Below are 16,419 nucleotides of genomic sequence, written 5' to 3'. Positions count from 1 at the left end.
TATTAACTGTTTAGTGAAGTGTTGACAATCCATGTCATAATCTATTTGTGTTATAGTTAGAAAAGTTAAAAGGAAACGTATAGAATTCGTTGTTCATTTTGGTATATCATGTTTTAAACGAATAATCGAGAAAAAGTAAACTAAATTGATTTACGATTAAGATACGCAGTGAATAATATGAAAAACTTCATTAAAATCGTGCGTGCTTGTGAACAAAACTATACGATTAAAAAGGAGAGATATAATGGCTAACACACATACATTCAGCAAAGGTGAGGAACTTGCAAACGCCATTACACATGGTATAGGAGTTCTTTTTAGTATCGTATCATTAGTTGTATTGATTGTATATTCGTCCTTGTACGGAACCGCATGGCATATTGTAAGTTTCATCATATTCGGTTTTACCATGCTTCTCATGTATGTATCGTCTACGTTATTACATGCGTTCCCAGAAGGTAGCAGAGTGAAAGATTTATTTGAAATATTTGATCATTCTTCTATCTACTTTTTAATCGCTGGAACCTACACCCCCTACATGCTAATAGCGGTTCAAGGTTGGTTAGGATGGACTATTTTCGGTATCGTATGGGGATTTGCTATTGGAGGAACGGTCTTTAAGTCATTTTTCGTTAAAAAGTTCTTATTCACATCAACGGTGCTATATGTTGTGATGGGTTGGTTCATTGTTTTAGCTTGGGGTCCTTTAACAGAATACCTTACACCTAAAGGATTAACGTATCTCGTCGTTGGTGGTCTGTTTTATACGTTAGGGGCTATTTTCTACATATGGAGAGCATTCAAATTTCATCATGCAGTATGGCATCTTTTTGTCGTGGCGGGAAGTTTTATGCACGTTTTGAGTGTACTAACTCTATTGGAATAGACATTCGTATTTAGATGGAAAAGTAATGTTTTATATTGCCACGTAAGATACAACTTCGATTTAGTTTTTATTTTATGTTCGATTAAAGCCATTAAAATAGCCCCCTATGCGAGTATAATGAATACAACGCTAGAAGGCCGAACATACAGTAAAGGTAGCGCCACACACCTTTAAACAAAGGCATGTATCACTATCCTAAAATGCTGTAACCATGCAGTTGATGATTCCGATTGGGCTCGAACCAACGACCTCCACCCTGTCAAGGTGGCGCTCTCCCAGCTGAGCTACGGAATCAAGTATCGACAAATAATAATATAATCCTTTTTCTAGCATCTTGTCAATGCTAATAAGAAGGGGATCTTAGAAGATTGGTAGTCGAATGTAGCTTCACATTCATATACATCAATAGTACTAATCAACACAACTAAAAAATATTGGTGCAAAAAATAAACCTAAGTTACTCGTAAACTTAGGTTTATTTTCGTTAGAATAATGTAGACTTTAATCGCATGACTTTATACATAAAACGGGCATCTCTTCCCATTTTGGTTCTTCGATTTGCAAGCGGCCGGACTCTACTTAAAAAGATCCGATCACAATGTTTTTGTCCGTATCTTCGATAACATAAATCGTGTTGTCTACAAATAGAATCTAGCTGATTGATAGGAGCTCCTGGTCCTGAGCAGTTTGGTCCACAATAACGATATCTACCGTAACAAGCCACTTATTTCCCTCCTTCGTTCGCTCTTATTACAATTTATGAATACGTGAGAGATTCCGATTGGGAGTGTGCCTGTACGTTCTATATTTAGGCAAAAAAATACTACCCCTAACCGGGATAGTATTTTTCATGTTTTATGAAAGACGATACGCCTTCAAGACTTCATTTAATTCTTGATTCAATTCTGTCAGTTGCTCTGCAGATTCTGCAACGTTTGAAATCGCTCGAATTTGCTCTTCCACAGAAGATGTAATTTCTTCGACAGAAGCAGCTGTTTCTTCAGACACAGCTGAAGTGTTTTGTATGCCCGCTGTAATCTTTGTATTATGACGAACGATTTCTGCAATCTCTGCTGTTAATACTGTTAAAGCTTCCGTAGTTGCTGCGATGGAATCTGAAATCGAACTGAACTGTTTTTCTGTTTGTTGAACATTTGTATTTAATTCAACGGAAAAGTTCATAGATTCAGCCATAACCATAACTGTCTTTTCCGTTTCTTCGGAAATGCTAGTAATAACTTCTTGAACCTGGTGTGTAGCCTTTGTAGATTGCTCTGCTAGCTTACGAATTTCATCCGCAACTACTGAGAACCCTTTGCCGTGCTCCCCAGCTCTAGCTGCTTCAATACTTGCATTTAAAGCTAGTAGGTTTGTTTCATTTGCAATGCTTTCTATAGTCGATGTAATGCCTGCAATTTCGCTAGACTTATTGTAAAGGTTCGTGATTCCAACACTGATTTTATCAGATGCCTGTTGAGATTGGTCATTCGACTCACGAAGCTTACTCACAATCTCTTTACCCTCGGAAGATGCTTTTTCTGATACATTCGTAATTTCTTTAATTCTGTTCGTTTGTTCGTTCATCGTATCGATAGAATTGTTTAGCGTTTCAACGCTTTGATTAATATCTTCTAAATCAGATGCTTGTGCTTGTGTTCCTGAAGCAATCTCGGAAATCGCTCTTCCTACTTCTTCACTTGTTGCAGATGTTTCCTCGGATACTGCAGAAAGATCATTCGCAGAATCCAAGAGTTGCTTTCCAGTCCCTTGAAGTTTTACGATAACTTCTTTTAATTGATGAGACATCAAGTTAAAGGAATGCGCTAGCTGGCCAATTTCGTCTTTGGATTCTGGAAGTTGTGTAGAGCTAATTTCCCCATCTGCGATTTTATTCGCAGCTTCTGTTACTTGATTAAGCATTTTAAGCTTTCTTCTGATAACGAAGTAAAAAATAACAAGACTTAGGATGGTAATTCCAATAGTTATCCCAATAATGTACCATTTTACCGAATGTAAGGATTTAAAAAATTCAGATTGGTACACTGCAATTCCGACATTCCAATCCCACGGTTCAAAGTACGTCATATAAGACATTTTATCTTCTATTTTCCCTGTTTCTTCTCTTTCATCTTTATACGTTGTATAATGGTCCTCCAAATTATTGCTTTGAGCACCTTTGGTCATGTTTTCTCTATTTGTTGTGTCTTCCGGTACCTCTCCGATTGGATTAGAAGGGTGAACTTGTGTAGAATAATCCGTTCCATACGCAATAATATATCCATCTTCCTTATAAAGGAAAGAGGATTTTTTAAAGTCATATCCTTCAGAATTCTTTGGCCCACTTAGTAACTCTCTTGCTTTTTCTTGGGCTTCGTCTAACGATAAATCACCACTTTCAACCTGATCGTTTAAAGAGTGTAAAGTTGCGAGTGAACCACTTACTAAATGGCGAAGGTCTTCTTTTCCAGCATCCATTAAGGCTTGTTTCGAAATAAAATAACTAGTTGTTCCAACAGCCCCTCCAGTAATCACCGTAATCAAAAATGCTAATGCCATAAGTTGTACAAATATACTTTTTCTGTTCCATTTCCATTTTTTCATCTGCTTGTTCCCCTTAAAGCTTTTTCTTTTTATATCGTCATTTCTGCTCAGATTTGTATAGAGAATACACATTTTATGATAAAATGAGATATACGTTTTTTATAGAGAAAGATAGGGAATAAAGTCGATAACCTGTCCTAAGGGGTGTAAACATGCAAAGAAAAGGAAAGATGATGGAACGTCAAATGGAAAGTAAATTTTTAGAAGAAACAATGACTGTGAAATGGTATGTTCCAGAGATGTTTTCTCCTTTAAAATCTTATCAGCTCTGCATTATGCAAGACGGAGAGGATTACTTTCGCATCGGGAAAATTGCTACATGGAGTGATCAGCTTCACGAAGAAGGAGACATTGAAGATACCGTATTTGTTGGTATCCATTACAAGGATAAATTCGATCGGTTAGACAAATATCATCCAGATGGCGCTAAGCTGGAAGCATACATGAACTTTCTTGTAAAGGAAGTCGTTCCATTGTTAGATGAAGAAATATCGACCTTTCAAATTGGTGGTAGCCGAACGTTGATGGGAGATTCGATGGCCGGTACCTTTGCATTAATGACGGCCCTTCGTTATCCGAATACCTTTGGAAAAGTCATCATGCAATCCCCCTTTGTGAACAAAACCGTAATGGATGCTGTTGCAAATTCCAAAAACCTTGACCAGCTTTCCATCTATCATACAGTTGGAAATAAGGAAACAGAGGTCCAAACCACCAGGGATGGAGTTCTAGATTTTATTACACCGAATCGGGAGCTACAGGAACTGCTAGCATCTAAAGGAACGAGTTATGAATACGTTGAATTTGATGGTAATCATACTTGGAAATATTGGCAACAAGATATCAAACAAGCCTTAAAGACGATGTTTGGATATTAGTTGGAAATTTCTTGAACTGTAACCGTCATCTTTCGTTCAATTTTTTGGTATAATATTAGCAGTCATAACTATCGCAATAAATGAGAGAATGGAGGACAAAAATGATGAAATATGGAATCGCTATATTTCCTTCAAAAAAAATACAAGATGAAGCTAATTCATTCCGTAAAAGATATGATCCGCATTATGCGTTAATTCCACCACATGTGACATTGAAAGAACCATTTGAATTGGAAGAGGATCAAATCAATGACTTGATTCAGGAGCTTAAGGAGATTGCTAAACATACGTCCCCTTTTAAGCTAGAAATTAAGAAAGTAAGCTCTTTTTCACCGGTAACAAATACGATTTACTTAAAAGTGGAACCCGTACCTGAGCTGATGAAATTAAATGAACGTCTTCACAGTGGAAATGTGCTGCCACAGGAACAGACCTATTCCTTCGTTCCACATATTACAATTGCTCAAAAGCTTTCTCACGATGAATATTCAGATGTGTTCGGAAGCTTAAAAATGCAAGAGTTTAATTTTGAACAAACAGTCGATCGTTTTCAGCTCATGTACCAATTAGAAAATGGTGCATGGACGGTTCACGAAACATTTACATTTGGACAGGAGTAATCAGGATGGACGTTCGTATTGCAGCAACAGAACAAGAAAAAGCGGATGCTTATTCCGTTCGTAGACAAGTCTTCGTGGAAGAACAAAACGTCCCGCCAGAATTAGAAATCGATGATTTAGAAGACATAGCTATTCACTTTGTTGGCTATGAAAATCATATTCCGGTCGCAGCTAGTCGTCTGCGTTTAGTGGAGGATTACGGGAAATTGGAACGTATTTGTGTCTTGAAGGAGCACCGTGGAAAATCGTATGGAAAAGACATCATCTCAAGGATGGAAGCTTACATTCAGGATAAAGGTTTACAAAAATCAAAACTGAATGCTCAAACCCATGCCGAAGGTTTTTACAAATCACTAGGCTATAAAACGATCTCCGATACGTTTATGGATGCAGGAATTCCGCATGTGACGATGATTAAGTCGTTATAAAGCCTTTCTTTTTGAAAGGCTTTTTCTTTGCTATCTCTTGCATTTTTTGCTGAAAACCGGACAAACTACCAAAAGGTAGAACAAACTCTCATAAAAAGGGGTGCATTCCTATTACTCCAGGTTCCATCATGATCGAGACATTGTTCGGTTTTGTATCGCTACTATTTATCACAAAACTACTTGGAAAGACACAGATTACTCAGCTAACAGCTTTTGATTTTATTTCTGCAATGATATTCGGAGAATTGGTTGGGAATGTTCTGTTTGATGATAAAGCAGGGTTAAAAGAAATGGCTCTTGCTATTTTTTTATGGGGCGGCCTTTTATATGTGATTGAATGGTCTACTCAAAGGTTTAAGCGGACAAGAGAACTGTTTGAAGGGAAACCAACTCTAATTATCCATCAAGGTAAAGTAAGTAGAAAATCCATGAAAAAGAGTAAGTTAGATATAAATCAACTGATGCACTTGTTACGTTCTAAGGGGGCTTTCTCCATTCAAGAAGTGGAATATGCCGTCTTAGAAACGGATGGATCTATTTCGATATTAAAATCATCCAATGACCAATCCCCAACACGAAAAGATTTGAAGCTTCCTGAGCAAGATGTTCATATTCCTATATTAATGATTGTAGACGGGGAAGTCCTCTGGGATAATGTGAGGGAGTCTGGATTTGACCAAAATTGGTTAGATAAACAATTAAAAGAAAAAAAATTCAACTCCGTAAAAGAGGTATTTATTGCAGAATTTAAAACAGGAGAAGGCCTGTATGTGCAACCATACTAAGCCTTCTCTTTTGTTTGAAACACCCACATATTGTTTTCGATTCGATGGCTAATTTTTTCTTGTTTTATAAGTGCTGTTATATAGCCTGTTACTGCAGTACGGAAAAGTAACCATTGAGACAAATGCTTAGGCTGGACTCCAAACTGATTACACATTCTACTTACGATTTGTTCATGCGAAATGCCAGTCTCTTCGTTTATTATTTCGTCTTCTAACCATCTTAGGAGCTTTTCGTGGTATTGGATGTTAGCTTGCACGGTTCGGTGAAATTCTTTTTCGAAATCACCATGGCCAGGAATTCCACCTATGCAGTCTAATTCCTTCAGTTTTTGAAGGCTTTCTAGCAATTGATAGGCATCTGTTAGAAACGGAATTTTGTGCTTATGTAGTTGCTCTTCACTGAAGTAGCTATCTCCTGCATATAGCACTTCATCTACTTTGATTCCTAATTGTCCATAGCTATGGCCTGGAAGGAAGTACGTTTCAACATAGAAATTCCCAATCGAATACTTACCTTCTGTTACGATTTGATTTATTCTAGCTGATGTTCCTTCTAAAAACTTATTGCGTAATTCTGGTAAGGGATCATTACCTGAGAACAAATAAATCGGTTCTAGAACTGGATTACGTATGATGGCTTCTTCCAATTCAGGAGCAATAGTGTAAACCTCATAATGTTGTTGAAGATAAGCAGCACCACCGAAGTGATCCGTATGTGCGTGTGTAAGGAATAGATGAGTGATAGGGAGCTGCTTTTCTTCTAACTGACGAATTACCTTTTTCATTGTTGACTTATCAATTCCTGCATCGATTAAGAGTCCCTCAGAACCTTGTTGTACGTATCCAATGTTAACTGGACCATGGAAACAATAACAGGTATTGTGCAGTTGCTGAAAGTCCATATGCTCACCTCTCGATTGATTTTGGACTATTATAGCATAATAAAAAGGCCAAGGTATTCACCCCAGCCTTTTTAAACCGTTCTCTTATATCTTTTCGTTTATATGTTGTCCCACACCGGTAAGCTCTGCATATAATTGCTCCATAGGTACATGGTAATATATTCGTCTTCTACCTTCTCGATATGCAGCCATCTCTTCCGGCTCTTCTCGAAGCTCATCTAATTGCTCTTCAAAGGGACGATTTCGATCAAGTTTTGATTTATATACTTTCCCAATATGAAAAGGATCGGTACCTTTCGTGGTTGTTCTCGTATGATAATCACTATATTGATAGTTTGGAATCGGAAGAATATAACCCATGATGGAAACCTCCCTACTAATGATTTATTTATATATACCCGTTTTAGTCAAAAAGTATGCCTGTTATGAAATATGATTCGGAAAAAAGAAACCGCATATGACCGTCAAACAAAAAAGCTCTTTTCGGGTGGTGACATTTTCGGGTGGTGACAGGCACGACCCGGTTTTTGTTAGGTTATGTCGAATAAGGAAGGGGGTAGCTTCTAGCTACCCCCTTTTTGTATATCATTCGTCTTTGCTGCTGCTTTCGATTTCGGATTCATCCTCGATTCCCTCAACTTCTTCGTCTCTTCTAAAACGTGGATGTTGGGGTGGGAATGGACGTACTGGACGTGGACGAGGACGTGGTGGTTCGATACGAACATTTTCTGCTTGGATGACAAGATCTTTCACATGTATAACCTTTTTACGTTCAGACATGAATTGGTTCACTCCTTTTCCTATTGCTTAATCGCTATTATTCTATGTAGTTGCCCTATAAAAGTAAGGGACATTCGCCTGTTTTCTCTTCTTTTTCTAGACGAACGAATCTTTCTTTCTGATTTAGATGTTTGCCCACACACCAAAGCCATATCTACATACTCTATTAAAGACTAAGAAGTCAAAAACATTTGAAAGGGGAAATGTTCATTATGTCTTGCGGAAAAGAATTCAACACAGGGAACTGTGTGTGCGACATTCTAAAAGAAATTGCAGATGCACAATCCGATATTATCGAAAATGGTTGCGTAAACTGTGAACAATCCATCGCTGATCTACTTGGTGACAACACACTACCAGCTGCAAACGAATTAGATACTGTTCCTGTTCTTCTTTATACAAAAGAAGGTAAACCATTTAAAGGTTTCGGAGCTTGTTACGATGCAATTAGCGACATCGAAGGTAGCTTCTACTTCCGTGTTAAAGATGTAGACGATGATTGCTGTGCAACTTTAGAGTTGTTACGCGACCCTAACGATCCAGATGACAATCCAGAAACTCCAGTTAGTCAATTTACTGGTAACTTAGAAACAACTGGAATCTGTATCACTGTTGATGCACACTGCTTCTGCCACATCACTTGCCTACCAGCAATCGACGCACTTTAATAGTTATCATTTAAAAAGGTCTGAACAAATGTTCAGACCTTTTTCTCATGCTTAAAATCCGATCAATTGTACGTCTAATATCTCGTCTAAATTTAATTGAACCCGAAATGGTCTCTTCGTAACTCTCATATACACGATGTTATCCTTGTAATCTGTAATGATCCCTCTATATTTAGTTTCCTCAGTGATTACTTGGCATTTCATTCGCGGGACATTGGAGGGTACGTTCATAAAGTATTCAATTCTTTCCTCCATGGATAACTCTTTGAAGCGTCTACGTCGAGAGCTGTTTGTATTCTCATCTGCCTCATCAGAGGATGAAGAAGACGAATCTGCTATTTCGTCTACAGAAGTGTCTTCTTCTACTGGAATATCTGTTAGTTGCTTGATACGCTTCTTCGTTTTCGCCTTTTCATCTTTTACTGGCTTCTCAGGCACTGACTTTTCGGCGGAAGCTTTTCTCTTCTTTGTTGTGCGATAGTTCACCTGCATCTTAGCAGAAGGCTTGCCTAATTCCGGCTGCTGGATATAGAGCATAGGCTTGCGCGAGAATCTTTTATTCATGGACTGGTCATCTCCCCTTTACTCTTACTCTTCACCTCAGTATATGTAACACGTTAGGAGATGTGCCTACAGCAAAAAGAAAAATCGGGAGGTGACAGGCACCACCCGGTTTTTGTCGAATAATAAAAAACGGGCTTGGACGTAACCAAGCTCGTTCTCTCATCTTCTTATAGACCCAAAATATTAAAGCCAGAATCCACGTGAAGGATTTCTCCTGTTACCCCACGGGATAAGTCACTTAATAAGTAATATGCTGTATCTCCCACTTCTTCTTGGGACACGGTACGACGAAGTGGTGCCTTTTCTTCAATCTGTTTTAATACAGAGTTAAAGTCCCCAACCCCTTTCGCAGCAAGTGTACGAATCGGACCTGCAGAAATAGCGTTAACCCGAATGTTATGTTTCCCAAGATCGTTCGCTAAATATCTTACACTTGCATCTAGACTTGCTTTTGCAACACCCATTACATTGTAATTTTGAACGACTCTTTCACCACCAAGGTAAGTAAGGGTTACAATTCCTCCCCCTTCCGTCATAAGTGGTTGCGCCGCCCTTGAAACGGCGATTAATGAATACGCACTGATGTTTTGAGAAAGCAAGAATCCATCTCTACTCGTATCAACAAATTCTCCTTTTAAGTCTTCTTTATCTGCAAATGCAATACAGTGCGCTAAGCCATGAATGACACCAACATCATTTTGAATGTCACCAAATGTCTTCTGAATTGCCTCATCGTTAGTAACGTCGCATTCATAAAACAATGCATCCTGTCCTTCTAACGTAGCGACTAAATCTTTTACTGGCTTTTCAAACCGTTCCGATGCATAGGTAAAGATTAATCGTGCACCAGCTTCATGAAGAGAACGTGCAATTCCCCAAGCAATACTCCGTTTGTTCGCAACACCCATTACGACGTATGTACGACCTTCTAATGAAAAATTCATCTTACTGCCTCCTTGAGGGGTATGATTATAAATAACGTGATTTTATACCTTGTTATTAGTACCTACTACTATTTTATCTGATTCTATCCAAAAACTCAATGAATCAGGAAATTCCGAGCCTTTTGACCTAGTATTCCCAAAATAAAAAGGCCCTCTCAAAAGGAACCTTCTCAATTCTCACTGTTTTAATAATAAGTCCATAAACATAGTCGCTAAACCAAAATAAACGAGAATGGAAATAATATCGTTAATCGTTGTAATAAATGGTCCTGACGCTACCGCTGGATCAATTTTAAATCGATGCATTACTAATGGAATCATCGAACCAGCAATGGTCGCAATTATTAAGGTCATCATGATGGACAGTCCAACGAGCATGCCGAGAAATAAATTCCCTTGCCACACGTAAACGACACCAGTCACAACGATTCCACAGCTTAATCCTGTAATTAAGCCAGTTAGTCCTTCTCGAATAATTATTTTTGTTTTTCCTAGCTTTTCAATCTCTCCAGTTGCAATACCTCGTACAGCAACCGCTAGAGATTGAGTACCTGTATTTCCAGCCATCCCTGCAATCAAAGGAATGAAAATAGCTAAGATAGGGACAACATCCAGTGCTTTTTCAAAGCGACCGATTAAACTTGCAGTGAACATCCCTAAAAATAATAAAATAATAAGCCAAGGAAGCCGCTTACTTGCCGCAGCAAGTGCACTCTGATCCGAACGCTCCGTTTCCGATACCCCGGCGAGCTTGGAGTAATCATCATTTGCCTCTTCCTCCATTACATCCATGACGTCATCGACGGTAATAATCCCTAATAAGTGATTTTGAAAATCAACAACTGGTAATGCTAGGAAGTCATAGTCTCTCATCATGTGTGCCACTTCTTCTTGGTCCTGTCCAACCGATACAGAAACAACACGGTCACTCATGACATCCGATACGAGCCAATCCCCTTCAGCAATAATCAAATCTCTTAATGAAATTACCCCAACCAATCGCTTTTGATCGTCTACAACGTACGTATAGTAAATCGTCTCTGCTTCTGGTGCTTCTTGACGAAGATGACGCATCGCTTCTTTTACCGTTTGTCCAGCGTGAATCACGACATATTCATTCGTCATGAGACTTCCCGCTGTTTTTTCTTCATAATGAAGTAGCTCTTTTATTTCTTGTGCCGCTTCCTTATCCATGATCGTTAAAAAGCTAGCCACTTTATCTTTATCTAGCTCGTTTAAAATATCTACAGAGTCATCCGTGGACATTTCAGCTAACACATTAGAAGCATAGCGAGGATCCATTTCTGTAAAAAATTCTTCTACATCCTCATAATCAATATTCTCCATGACATCTGCCATTTCTTCTGGTGACAAATAGCTATATATAAGCATTCGAACATCTTCTGATTGCTCTTCAAAGATTTTCGCTTGATCATAAGGATGTAGCTCTAGAAACTCGGCACGAAACTCCCCGATTTGTTTATTAAATAACGCTTCTTGAATCTTTTTCCATTGCTGTTCACGCTCTTGTGCATCTAAGTGCTCCATTTCTATTCCCTCCTTGCCTGTGAACATTATCCACTATTTTATAGAAAGAAGAAACTTTTTTCCTCGTTCATTCGTCGATATAAATGGAAGCAGGACCTATTCGACAAAGTCATTATCTTTTTCAAACGATGCAGTGAAAAAACTTTACTAATGATGTAAACTGATAGTATATATTGTCATAAAAAGCTATACTAATAATTTTAAAGGAAAAGTTAACGTAGAGATACATTTTTATTTTTATCTTTATTAAATGAACGAACAGTTCCATACACTTATACAAATAATTGACTGAATTTCTTAGTTAGAAAGGAATCAAAATGAGTTCAAGAAATTCGAATACACCTAATATAGATTATTCCTTAATTTTAATTTTAATATTGCTCGGCATTGTGAGCTGTTTTACCATTTACTCGTTACAGCCTACTCTGGATCAAAACTACTTTCTAAAACAAGTTGTCTGGTACATTGTCGGATCGATGGCTATCGCAGTCGTTATGCTCGTTGATTATGACCGACTTAGACAAATCACCTGGTTTTTATATGGGCTCGGGATGATATTACTACTCATGCTTGCTTTCAATTTTCCAGGACCGCCGCTTATCAAAACGGTTAATGGGGCTACGAGCTGGATGAATATACCTGTATTTGGAACGATGCAGCCAGCCGAGTTCATGAAGGTTTTTCTCGTGATTACGATTGCCCATTTGATTATGGGACATCATGAAAATACGAAATATAAATCCATTAAAAGCGATATATGGTTGCTTGGAAAAATATTACTCGTATCCCTACCACCTATGGGCTTAGTGGCAATCCAACCCGATTTAGGAGGGTTTCTTGTCCTTTCTGCCATCGTGGGCTGTATGATTTTAGTATCAGGAGTTCGTTGGAGAATCCTTTTTACGATTCTCGCTTCCGTTGCTGTCATAGCGGGAATCGTAGTAGCATTGTTCTTCTATTTCCCTAAAGAAATGGATGCTTTTATGGACAAAAGTGGCTTTGACCACGTAGAATCTCGATTCAATGGCTGGCTAGACCCTGAGAGATATAGTAAATCAGGAGGATATCATCTAATCCAAGCTATGATGGCGATAGGATCTGGACAGCTTACTGGTAAAGGATTTAGAGAATTTGAAGTGACGGAAATTCCAGAGCAGCACACGGATATGATTTTTACCGCGATTTCAGAGCAATTCGGTTTTCTCGGTTCTAGTATCCTTGTCACCCTTTTCTTTTTACTCATTTACCGTCTAATTCACATTGCACTGCAAAGTAATGACCCGTTTGGAAGTTATTTGATTACTGGATTCATTGGAATGTTCACATTCCAAATTTTCCAGAATATCGGGATGTCCATCCAGCTTCTTCCGATCACAGGCTTACCGCTTCCTTTTATAAGCTATGGAGGAAGTTCTACGTTAACCTATCTTTTAGCAATTGGTATCGTGTTGAATATACATTCGCGAACCAAACAATATATGTTTGATTAAACAGCAGGTGGAAAAGCTAAATACTAAGCTTTTTCACCTGTTTTGTTATACTCAATGTGGATGGAGGGATTTCTAATGAAAGTAGATATCATCGGAGATATTCATGGATGCATAGACGAATTAGTTGAGCTCTTTCAGGAATTAGGGTATCAGTGGGAACAAAGTTTTCCTGTTCACCCTGATGGGCGTTTACCAATTTTTTTAGGTGACTTAACCGATCGTGGGCCAAATTCTATTGGCGTCATTGATTTAGTTTATCAAATGGTAGTAAACGATAAAGCAAAATACGTTCCGGGAAATCATTGCAATAAGCTTTACCGCTTCTTTTTAGGTAATAAAGTAAAAGAGCAGCATGGATTAGAAACTACCACAGCAGAATATCGCCAGTTAGATTCCAAAAGGCAGAAAGAAATTCAACACCATTTCATGACGTTATATGAAAAAGCACCGTTGTACCTAGAGCTTCCAGAGGTGAATGCTGTTGTAGCCCATGCTGGGATTCGGGAAGATTTGATTGGACAATCTGGCAAAAAAGTTCAAACCTTCGTCCTTTATGGAGATATAACTGGAGAAACACATAATGATGGCAGACCCGTACGCAGGGACTGGGCCCAACATTATACCGGAAATCGTTGGATTGTGTATGGCCATACACCAGTACGGACACCAAGAAAAGTAAATAAAACGATTAATATTGATACAGGCTGCGTATTTGGTAATGAGTTGACCGCTTTTCGACTACCTGAAGAATCGCTTGTGTCCGTGCCATCCAAACAGCCTTTTGTTGAAGAGAAATTCAACTACCATACTGACTAAAAAAACGAGCTAAGCAGCTCGTTTTTTTATCTTAAAATCTGTTGCATATCTTCCGGCATATCACATGTTAAGGTAATCCGTTCACCTGTAAACGGCTGATTAAACGACAATGATTTACAATGTAGAGCTTGTCTTTGAATCTTGGTGTGAATTCCACCATACAGAGTATCACCTAGTAAAGGATGGCCTATATGAGAGAAATGAACTCTGATTTGATGGGTTCTTCCAGTTTCTAATCGTACGGATACGAGTGTTTCCTCTTTCATTTCCCGCTCGACCACGTAATGCGTAATCGCCTGCTGACCATCCTCTAAAACCGCCCGCTGAATAATCGATTCTGCTTTACGACCGATGGGTAAGTCAATAGTAGATTTCTTTTCGTGGAGATGACCTTCTACAATTGCATAATAGCTTCGATTAACCAATCCTATTTTTTGGTCTCTAGATAAAATAGAATGGCTTAACCGATGCTTCGCAACTAACAGAAGGCCACTCGTATCCTTATCCAGCCTTGTTACGATATGAACCGTATAATGTAGGTTCTTCTCATCATAGTATCCTAATAAACGATTAGCAATCGTACCAGTCGTATGATTTAGAGAAGGAATCGTAGCAATTCCTGCTGGCTTATGAATAACTAGAACATCATCATCCTCATACATAATCTCAATTGGTAACCGCTCCGCTACCATGGATGGCCCTCTTGCTTCTGGTGGAAATAAAACTTGGATGACTTCCCCTTCTGTTAGCTTATACCGAACATCTCTAGGCACGCCATCTACCAGAATTGTACCACCTTGAAATTTTAAAACCTTAATAATTCGGCGAGATAATCCGCATACTTGATGTAAAAATTCTCGAACAAGCATGGAATCATGCTCTTTTTCAATGGACCACTTCACCTATAAACTCCTTTCTAGGAATCATCCGAAACGAAGGAATCCCTAACCCGCTTCCAAAAAGGAAAAGGACGGAATCTTGCAAAGCGAATTTTTTCTTTTGCTACCTTACATTCAATAACTTCTACGTTACTATAGTTTTTTGTTATATGATCAATTGTAATTAGGAAACTTTTGTCATTTATAGGATGCAATTCACACGTGTGGTGATCCGGAAGAATCAACGGTGAACCAATGGTTCGGAATACTCGGTTGTTAATGGATGCCATCTCTGTGATCTGTATCGATGGTAGAGACGGATGAATAATCCCTCCACCGAGCGCTTTGTTATATGCCGTACTCCCAGAAGGGGTAGAAATACATAATCCATCTCCACGAAATCGTTCAAAGTGCTCTCCTTTAATCGTCACATCTAGTACGACAGAACCCTCCGCTGTTTTAACGGAACACTCATTCAATGCAAGGAAATGATGTACTTCATCTCCTGTTTTGGGACGAATCATGACATCTAACAATGGGTACTCCACCACTTCATACGGCGTTTTTGCAATCTCAATAATTAGCTTTTCTACTTCTTCTGGTACCCAATCCGCATAAAAGCCTAAATGTCCCGTATGCAGACCCAAAAATGCAGTTTCTTCTAACCGGAATTGATACCGGTGAAACGCCTCTAAAAATGTTCCGTCTCCCCCAACAGATAGAACAAGATCTGGCTCTTCCTCATCGTAGAGCAAATCAAACTCAATTAGGTGTTGTCTCACCTTTTCCTTAATTTCCTCAGATTTTTGATCTCCTTTAGAAATTATCGCAAACTTCACTTCCATAGCCCTCCCCAACTAATGCTTCCGTTTATACTCATAAAATATACGCTGTGCCTCTTGTACTTCCTCTTTTATATTCGACATTTCTTCATCTAATTTAAAGGCAGCTTCTGCAGCGCGTTTTAATCTTGATTTTATTTTGCCAGGAATTTGTCCATCATATTTATAATTAAGAGAATGCTCATTCGTGGCCCAGAAATTCATGGCTAACGTTCTTATTTGTATTTCGGTAACGATTCGCTTTTCACCATGTATCGTCTCTACAGGATACTTAATAATCATATGGTAGGACCGGTAACCACTTTCCTTTTTTTCTACTATGTAATCCTTCTCTTCAATAATAAAAAAATCTTTTCTAGATCGCAGCAAGTTCACAATGGTATAGATATCATCTACAAATTGACAGACGACCCGAACACCTGCGATATCTTGAATATCATCCTCGAATCTATGTTCCGGTATTCCTTTTCTATGGGCTTTTTCCAAAATGCTCGGTATCGGCTTTACTCTCCCTGTAATAAATTCTATAGGAGAATGTCTAGATTCATACTCAAACTGAGCTCTCATGCCTTTCAGCTTTACCTTTAATTCTTCTACAACTTGGGCATAAGGAGCTAGAAACGCTTCCCAGTTCATTCGTTTCCACCACCTATATTATTCAAATAATCCTATTTCTTCACATTGATTGTATCATAAATCAAGCCAATCTTTGTGAGATGTCCCTTCCCTTTCTCATCCTATGTTAGCTTATTCCATGAAATAATCTTTCATTTAGCATATACTAATACC

The 16,419-nt window shown here is 38.5% G+C and carries 19 protein-coding genes and 1 tRNA gene; 8 read left to right on the top strand and 12 right to left on the bottom strand.

Annotated features, from left to right (window positions below; genetic code table 11):
• Nucleotides 1–244: 244 nt before the first annotated feature.
• A complete protein-coding gene (gene trhA, locus FN924_RS06315) occupies nt 245–886 on the top strand; it encodes a PAQR family membrane homeostasis protein TrhA (RefSeq protein ID WP_143892766.1) in 642 nt (213 codons plus the stop codon).
• 221 nt (nt 887–1,107) lie between these two features.
• On the opposite strand, the gene FN924_RS06310 is transcribed toward trhA, so the two are convergent.
• The 3 genes from FN924_RS06310 to FN924_RS06300 all read right to left on the bottom strand — a co-directional run bounded on the left by FN924_RS06310 (nt 1,108) and on the right by FN924_RS06300 (nt 3,487).
• Nucleotides 1,108–1,180 (bottom strand) — tRNA-Val (locus tag FN924_RS06310).
• A 190-nt stretch (nt 1,181–1,370) separates the two neighbouring features.
• Nucleotides 1,371–1,610: a Parvovirus coat protein VP1-like protein gene (locus FN924_RS06305; RefSeq protein ID WP_143892765.1), complete on the bottom strand. Its 240-nt coding sequence runs from the start codon at nt 1,608–1,610 to the stop codon at nt 1,371–1,373.
• 131 nt (nt 1,611–1,741) lie between these two features.
• Nucleotides 1,742–3,487: a methyl-accepting chemotaxis protein gene (locus FN924_RS06300; protein WP_143892763.1), complete on the bottom strand. Its 1,746-nt coding sequence runs from the start codon at nt 3,485–3,487 to the stop codon at nt 1,742–1,744.
• Between the two features lie 152 nt (nt 3,488–3,639).
• On the opposite strand from FN924_RS06300, the gene FN924_RS06295 reads away from it, so the two are divergent.
• From FN924_RS06295 to FN924_RS06280, 4 genes are all read left to right on the top strand, one after another.
• On the top strand, nt 3,640–4,365 hold the full coding sequence (locus FN924_RS06295; protein WP_143892761.1) for an alpha/beta hydrolase: 726 nt from the start codon (nt 3,640–3,642) through the stop codon (nt 4,363–4,365).
• A gap of 104 nt (nt 4,366–4,469) precedes the next feature.
• Nucleotides 4,470–4,985, top strand: a complete 516-nt coding sequence (locus FN924_RS06290; protein ID WP_143897147.1) for a YjcG family protein — start codon at nt 4,470–4,472, stop codon at nt 4,983–4,985.
• A 5-nt stretch (nt 4,986–4,990) separates the two neighbouring features.
• Nucleotides 4,991–5,413: a GNAT family N-acetyltransferase gene (locus FN924_RS06285; protein ID WP_143892759.1), complete on the top strand. Its 423-nt coding sequence runs from the start codon at nt 4,991–4,993 to the stop codon at nt 5,411–5,413.
• Nucleotides 5,414–5,541: 128 nt separating this feature from the next.
• Complete coding sequence (locus FN924_RS06280; RefSeq protein WP_194709696.1) at nt 5,542–6,198, top strand: DUF421 domain-containing protein; 657 nt, start codon at nt 5,542–5,544, stop codon at nt 6,196–6,198.
• On the opposite strand, the gene FN924_RS06275 is transcribed toward FN924_RS06280, so the two are convergent.
• The 3 genes from FN924_RS06275 to FN924_RS06265 all read right to left on the bottom strand — a co-directional run bounded on the left by FN924_RS06275 (nt 6,195) and on the right by FN924_RS06265 (nt 7,880).
• Nucleotides 6,195–7,100 carry an MBL fold metallo-hydrolase gene (locus FN924_RS06275; RefSeq protein WP_143892755.1) on the bottom strand — a complete coding sequence of 302 codons (906 nt, stop codon included), beginning with the start codon at nt 7,098–7,100 and terminating at the stop codon, nt 6,195–6,197. The two genes, FN924_RS06280 and FN924_RS06275, sit on opposite strands and share 4 nt — an antisense overlap.
• Nucleotides 7,101–7,184: 84 nt before the next feature.
• Complete coding sequence (locus tag FN924_RS06270; RefSeq protein WP_143892753.1) at nt 7,185–7,460, bottom strand: hypothetical protein; 276 nt, start codon at nt 7,458–7,460, stop codon at nt 7,185–7,187.
• Between the two features lie 225 nt (nt 7,461–7,685).
• Entirely contained in the window at nt 7,686–7,880 is a 195-nt protein-coding gene (locus FN924_RS06265; RefSeq protein WP_143892751.1) for a hypothetical protein, read from the bottom strand.
• Nucleotides 7,881–8,092: 212 nt separating this feature from the next.
• Between FN924_RS06265 and FN924_RS06260 the strand changes: the two genes are divergently transcribed.
• Nucleotides 8,093–8,548 (top strand): CotY/CotZ family spore coat protein, encoded by a 456-nt coding sequence (locus FN924_RS06260; protein WP_143892749.1) that lies wholly within the window; start codon nt 8,093–8,095, stop codon nt 8,546–8,548.
• Nucleotides 8,549–8,599: 51 nt separating this feature from the next.
• Here FN924_RS06260 and FN924_RS06255 read toward each other — a convergent pair whose 3' ends face one another.
• The 3 genes from FN924_RS06255 to mgtE form a co-directional block, all read right to left on the bottom strand.
• Nucleotides 8,600–9,112, bottom strand: a complete 513-nt coding sequence (locus FN924_RS06255) for a CotO family spore coat protein (protein WP_143892747.1) — start codon at nt 9,110–9,112, stop codon at nt 8,600–8,602.
• A gap of 167 nt (nt 9,113–9,279) precedes the next feature.
• Nucleotides 9,280–10,056: an enoyl-ACP reductase FabI gene (gene fabI / locus FN924_RS06250; RefSeq protein WP_143892745.1), complete on the bottom strand. Its 777-nt coding sequence runs from the start codon at nt 10,054–10,056 to the stop codon at nt 9,280–9,282.
• Between the two features lie 177 nt (nt 10,057–10,233).
• Entirely contained in the window at nt 10,234–11,604 is a 1,371-nt protein-coding gene (gene mgtE / locus FN924_RS06245; RefSeq protein ID WP_143892743.1) for a magnesium transporter, read from the bottom strand.
• A gap of 317 nt (nt 11,605–11,921) precedes the next feature.
• Here mgtE and FN924_RS06240 point away from each other — a divergent pair, with 317 nt between their 5' ends.
• Both FN924_RS06240 and prpE read left to right on the top strand, forming a co-directional pair.
• Nucleotides 11,922–13,094, top strand: a complete 1,173-nt coding sequence (locus tag FN924_RS06240; RefSeq protein WP_143892741.1) for an FtsW/RodA/SpoVE family cell cycle protein — start codon at nt 11,922–11,924, stop codon at nt 13,092–13,094.
• A 75-nt stretch (nt 13,095–13,169) separates the two neighbouring features.
• Nucleotides 13,170–13,910, top strand: coding sequence for a bis(5'-nucleosyl)-tetraphosphatase PrpE (gene prpE / locus FN924_RS06235; RefSeq protein ID WP_143892739.1), 741 nt, complete (start codon nt 13,170–13,172; stop codon nt 13,908–13,910).
• A gap of 26 nt (nt 13,911–13,936) precedes the next feature.
• On the opposite strand, the gene FN924_RS06230 is transcribed toward prpE, so the two are convergent.
• From FN924_RS06230 to FN924_RS06220, 3 genes are read right to left on the bottom strand one after another with little or no spacing between them, the layout of a single operon-like run.
• Nucleotides 13,937–14,779: an RluA family pseudouridine synthase gene (locus FN924_RS06230; protein WP_143897146.1), complete on the bottom strand. Its 843-nt coding sequence runs from the start codon at nt 14,777–14,779 to the stop codon at nt 13,937–13,939.
• A 47-nt stretch (nt 14,780–14,826) separates the two neighbouring features.
• Complete coding sequence (locus tag FN924_RS06225) at nt 14,827–15,627, bottom strand: NAD kinase (protein ID WP_143892737.1); 801 nt, start codon at nt 15,625–15,627, stop codon at nt 14,827–14,829.
• Between the two features lie 18 nt (nt 15,628–15,645).
• Nucleotides 15,646–16,266: a GTP diphosphokinase gene (locus tag FN924_RS06220; RefSeq protein WP_143892735.1), complete on the bottom strand. Its 621-nt coding sequence runs from the start codon at nt 16,264–16,266 to the stop codon at nt 15,646–15,648.
• Nucleotides 16,267–16,419: the final 153 nt, after the last annotated feature.

It is taken from the genome of Radiobacillus deserti (assembly GCF_007301515.1).
GTDB classification, from domain to species: domain Bacteria; phylum Bacillota; class Bacilli; order Bacillales; family Amphibacillaceae; genus Radiobacillus; species Radiobacillus deserti.
This window is presented reverse-complemented; position numbering and strand designations above follow the sequence as displayed.

Coding starts and splice junctions, on each gene's coding strand:
- trhA (WP_143892766.1), top strand. CDS start 245: ATGGCTAACACACATACATTCAGCAAAGGTGAGGAACTTGCAAACGCC.
- FN924_RS06300 (WP_143892763.1), bottom strand. CDS start 3,487: ATGAAAAAATGGAAATGGAACAGAAAAAGTATATTTGTACAACTTATG.
- FN924_RS06295 (WP_143892761.1), top strand. CDS start 3,640: ATGCAAAGAAAAGGAAAGATGATGGAACGTCAAATGGAAAGTAAATTT.
- FN924_RS06290 (WP_143897147.1), top strand. CDS start 4,470: ATGAAATATGGAATCGCTATATTTCCTTCAAAAAAAATACAAGATGAA.
- FN924_RS06285 (WP_143892759.1), top strand. CDS start 4,991: ATGGACGTTCGTATTGCAGCAACAGAACAAGAAAAAGCGGATGCTTAT.
- FN924_RS06280 (WP_194709696.1), top strand. CDS start 5,542: ATGATCGAGACATTGTTCGGTTTTGTATCGCTACTATTTATCACAAAA.
- FN924_RS06275 (WP_143892755.1), bottom strand. CDS start 7,100: ATGGACTTTCAGCAACTGCACAATACCTGTTATTGTTTCCATGGTCCA.
- FN924_RS06270 (WP_143892753.1), bottom strand. CDS start 7,460: ATGGGTTATATTCTTCCGATTCCAAACTATCAATATAGTGATTATCAT.
- FN924_RS06265 (WP_143892751.1), bottom strand. CDS start 7,880: ATGTCTGAACGTAAAAAGGTTATACATGTGAAAGATCTTGTCATCCAA.
- FN924_RS06260 (WP_143892749.1), top strand. CDS start 8,093: ATGTCTTGCGGAAAAGAATTCAACACAGGGAACTGTGTGTGCGACATT.
- FN924_RS06255 (WP_143892747.1), bottom strand. CDS start 9,112: ATGAATAAAAGATTCTCGCGCAAGCCTATGCTCTATATCCAGCAGCCG.
- fabI (WP_143892745.1), bottom strand. CDS start 10,056: ATGAATTTTTCATTAGAAGGTCGTACATACGTCGTAATGGGTGTTGCG.
- mgtE (WP_143892743.1), bottom strand. CDS start 11,604: ATGGAGCACTTAGATGCACAAGAGCGTGAACAGCAATGGAAAAAGATT.
- FN924_RS06240 (WP_143892741.1), top strand. CDS start 11,922: ATGAGTTCAAGAAATTCGAATACACCTAATATAGATTATTCCTTAATT.
- prpE (WP_143892739.1), top strand. CDS start 13,170: ATGAAAGTAGATATCATCGGAGATATTCATGGATGCATAGACGAATTA.
- FN924_RS06230 (WP_143897146.1), bottom strand. CDS start 14,779: ATGCTTGTTCGAGAATTTTTACATCAAGTATGCGGATTATCTCGCCGA.
- FN924_RS06220 (WP_143892735.1), bottom strand. CDS start 16,266: ATGAACTGGGAAGCGTTTCTAGCTCCTTATGCCCAAGTTGTAGAAGAA.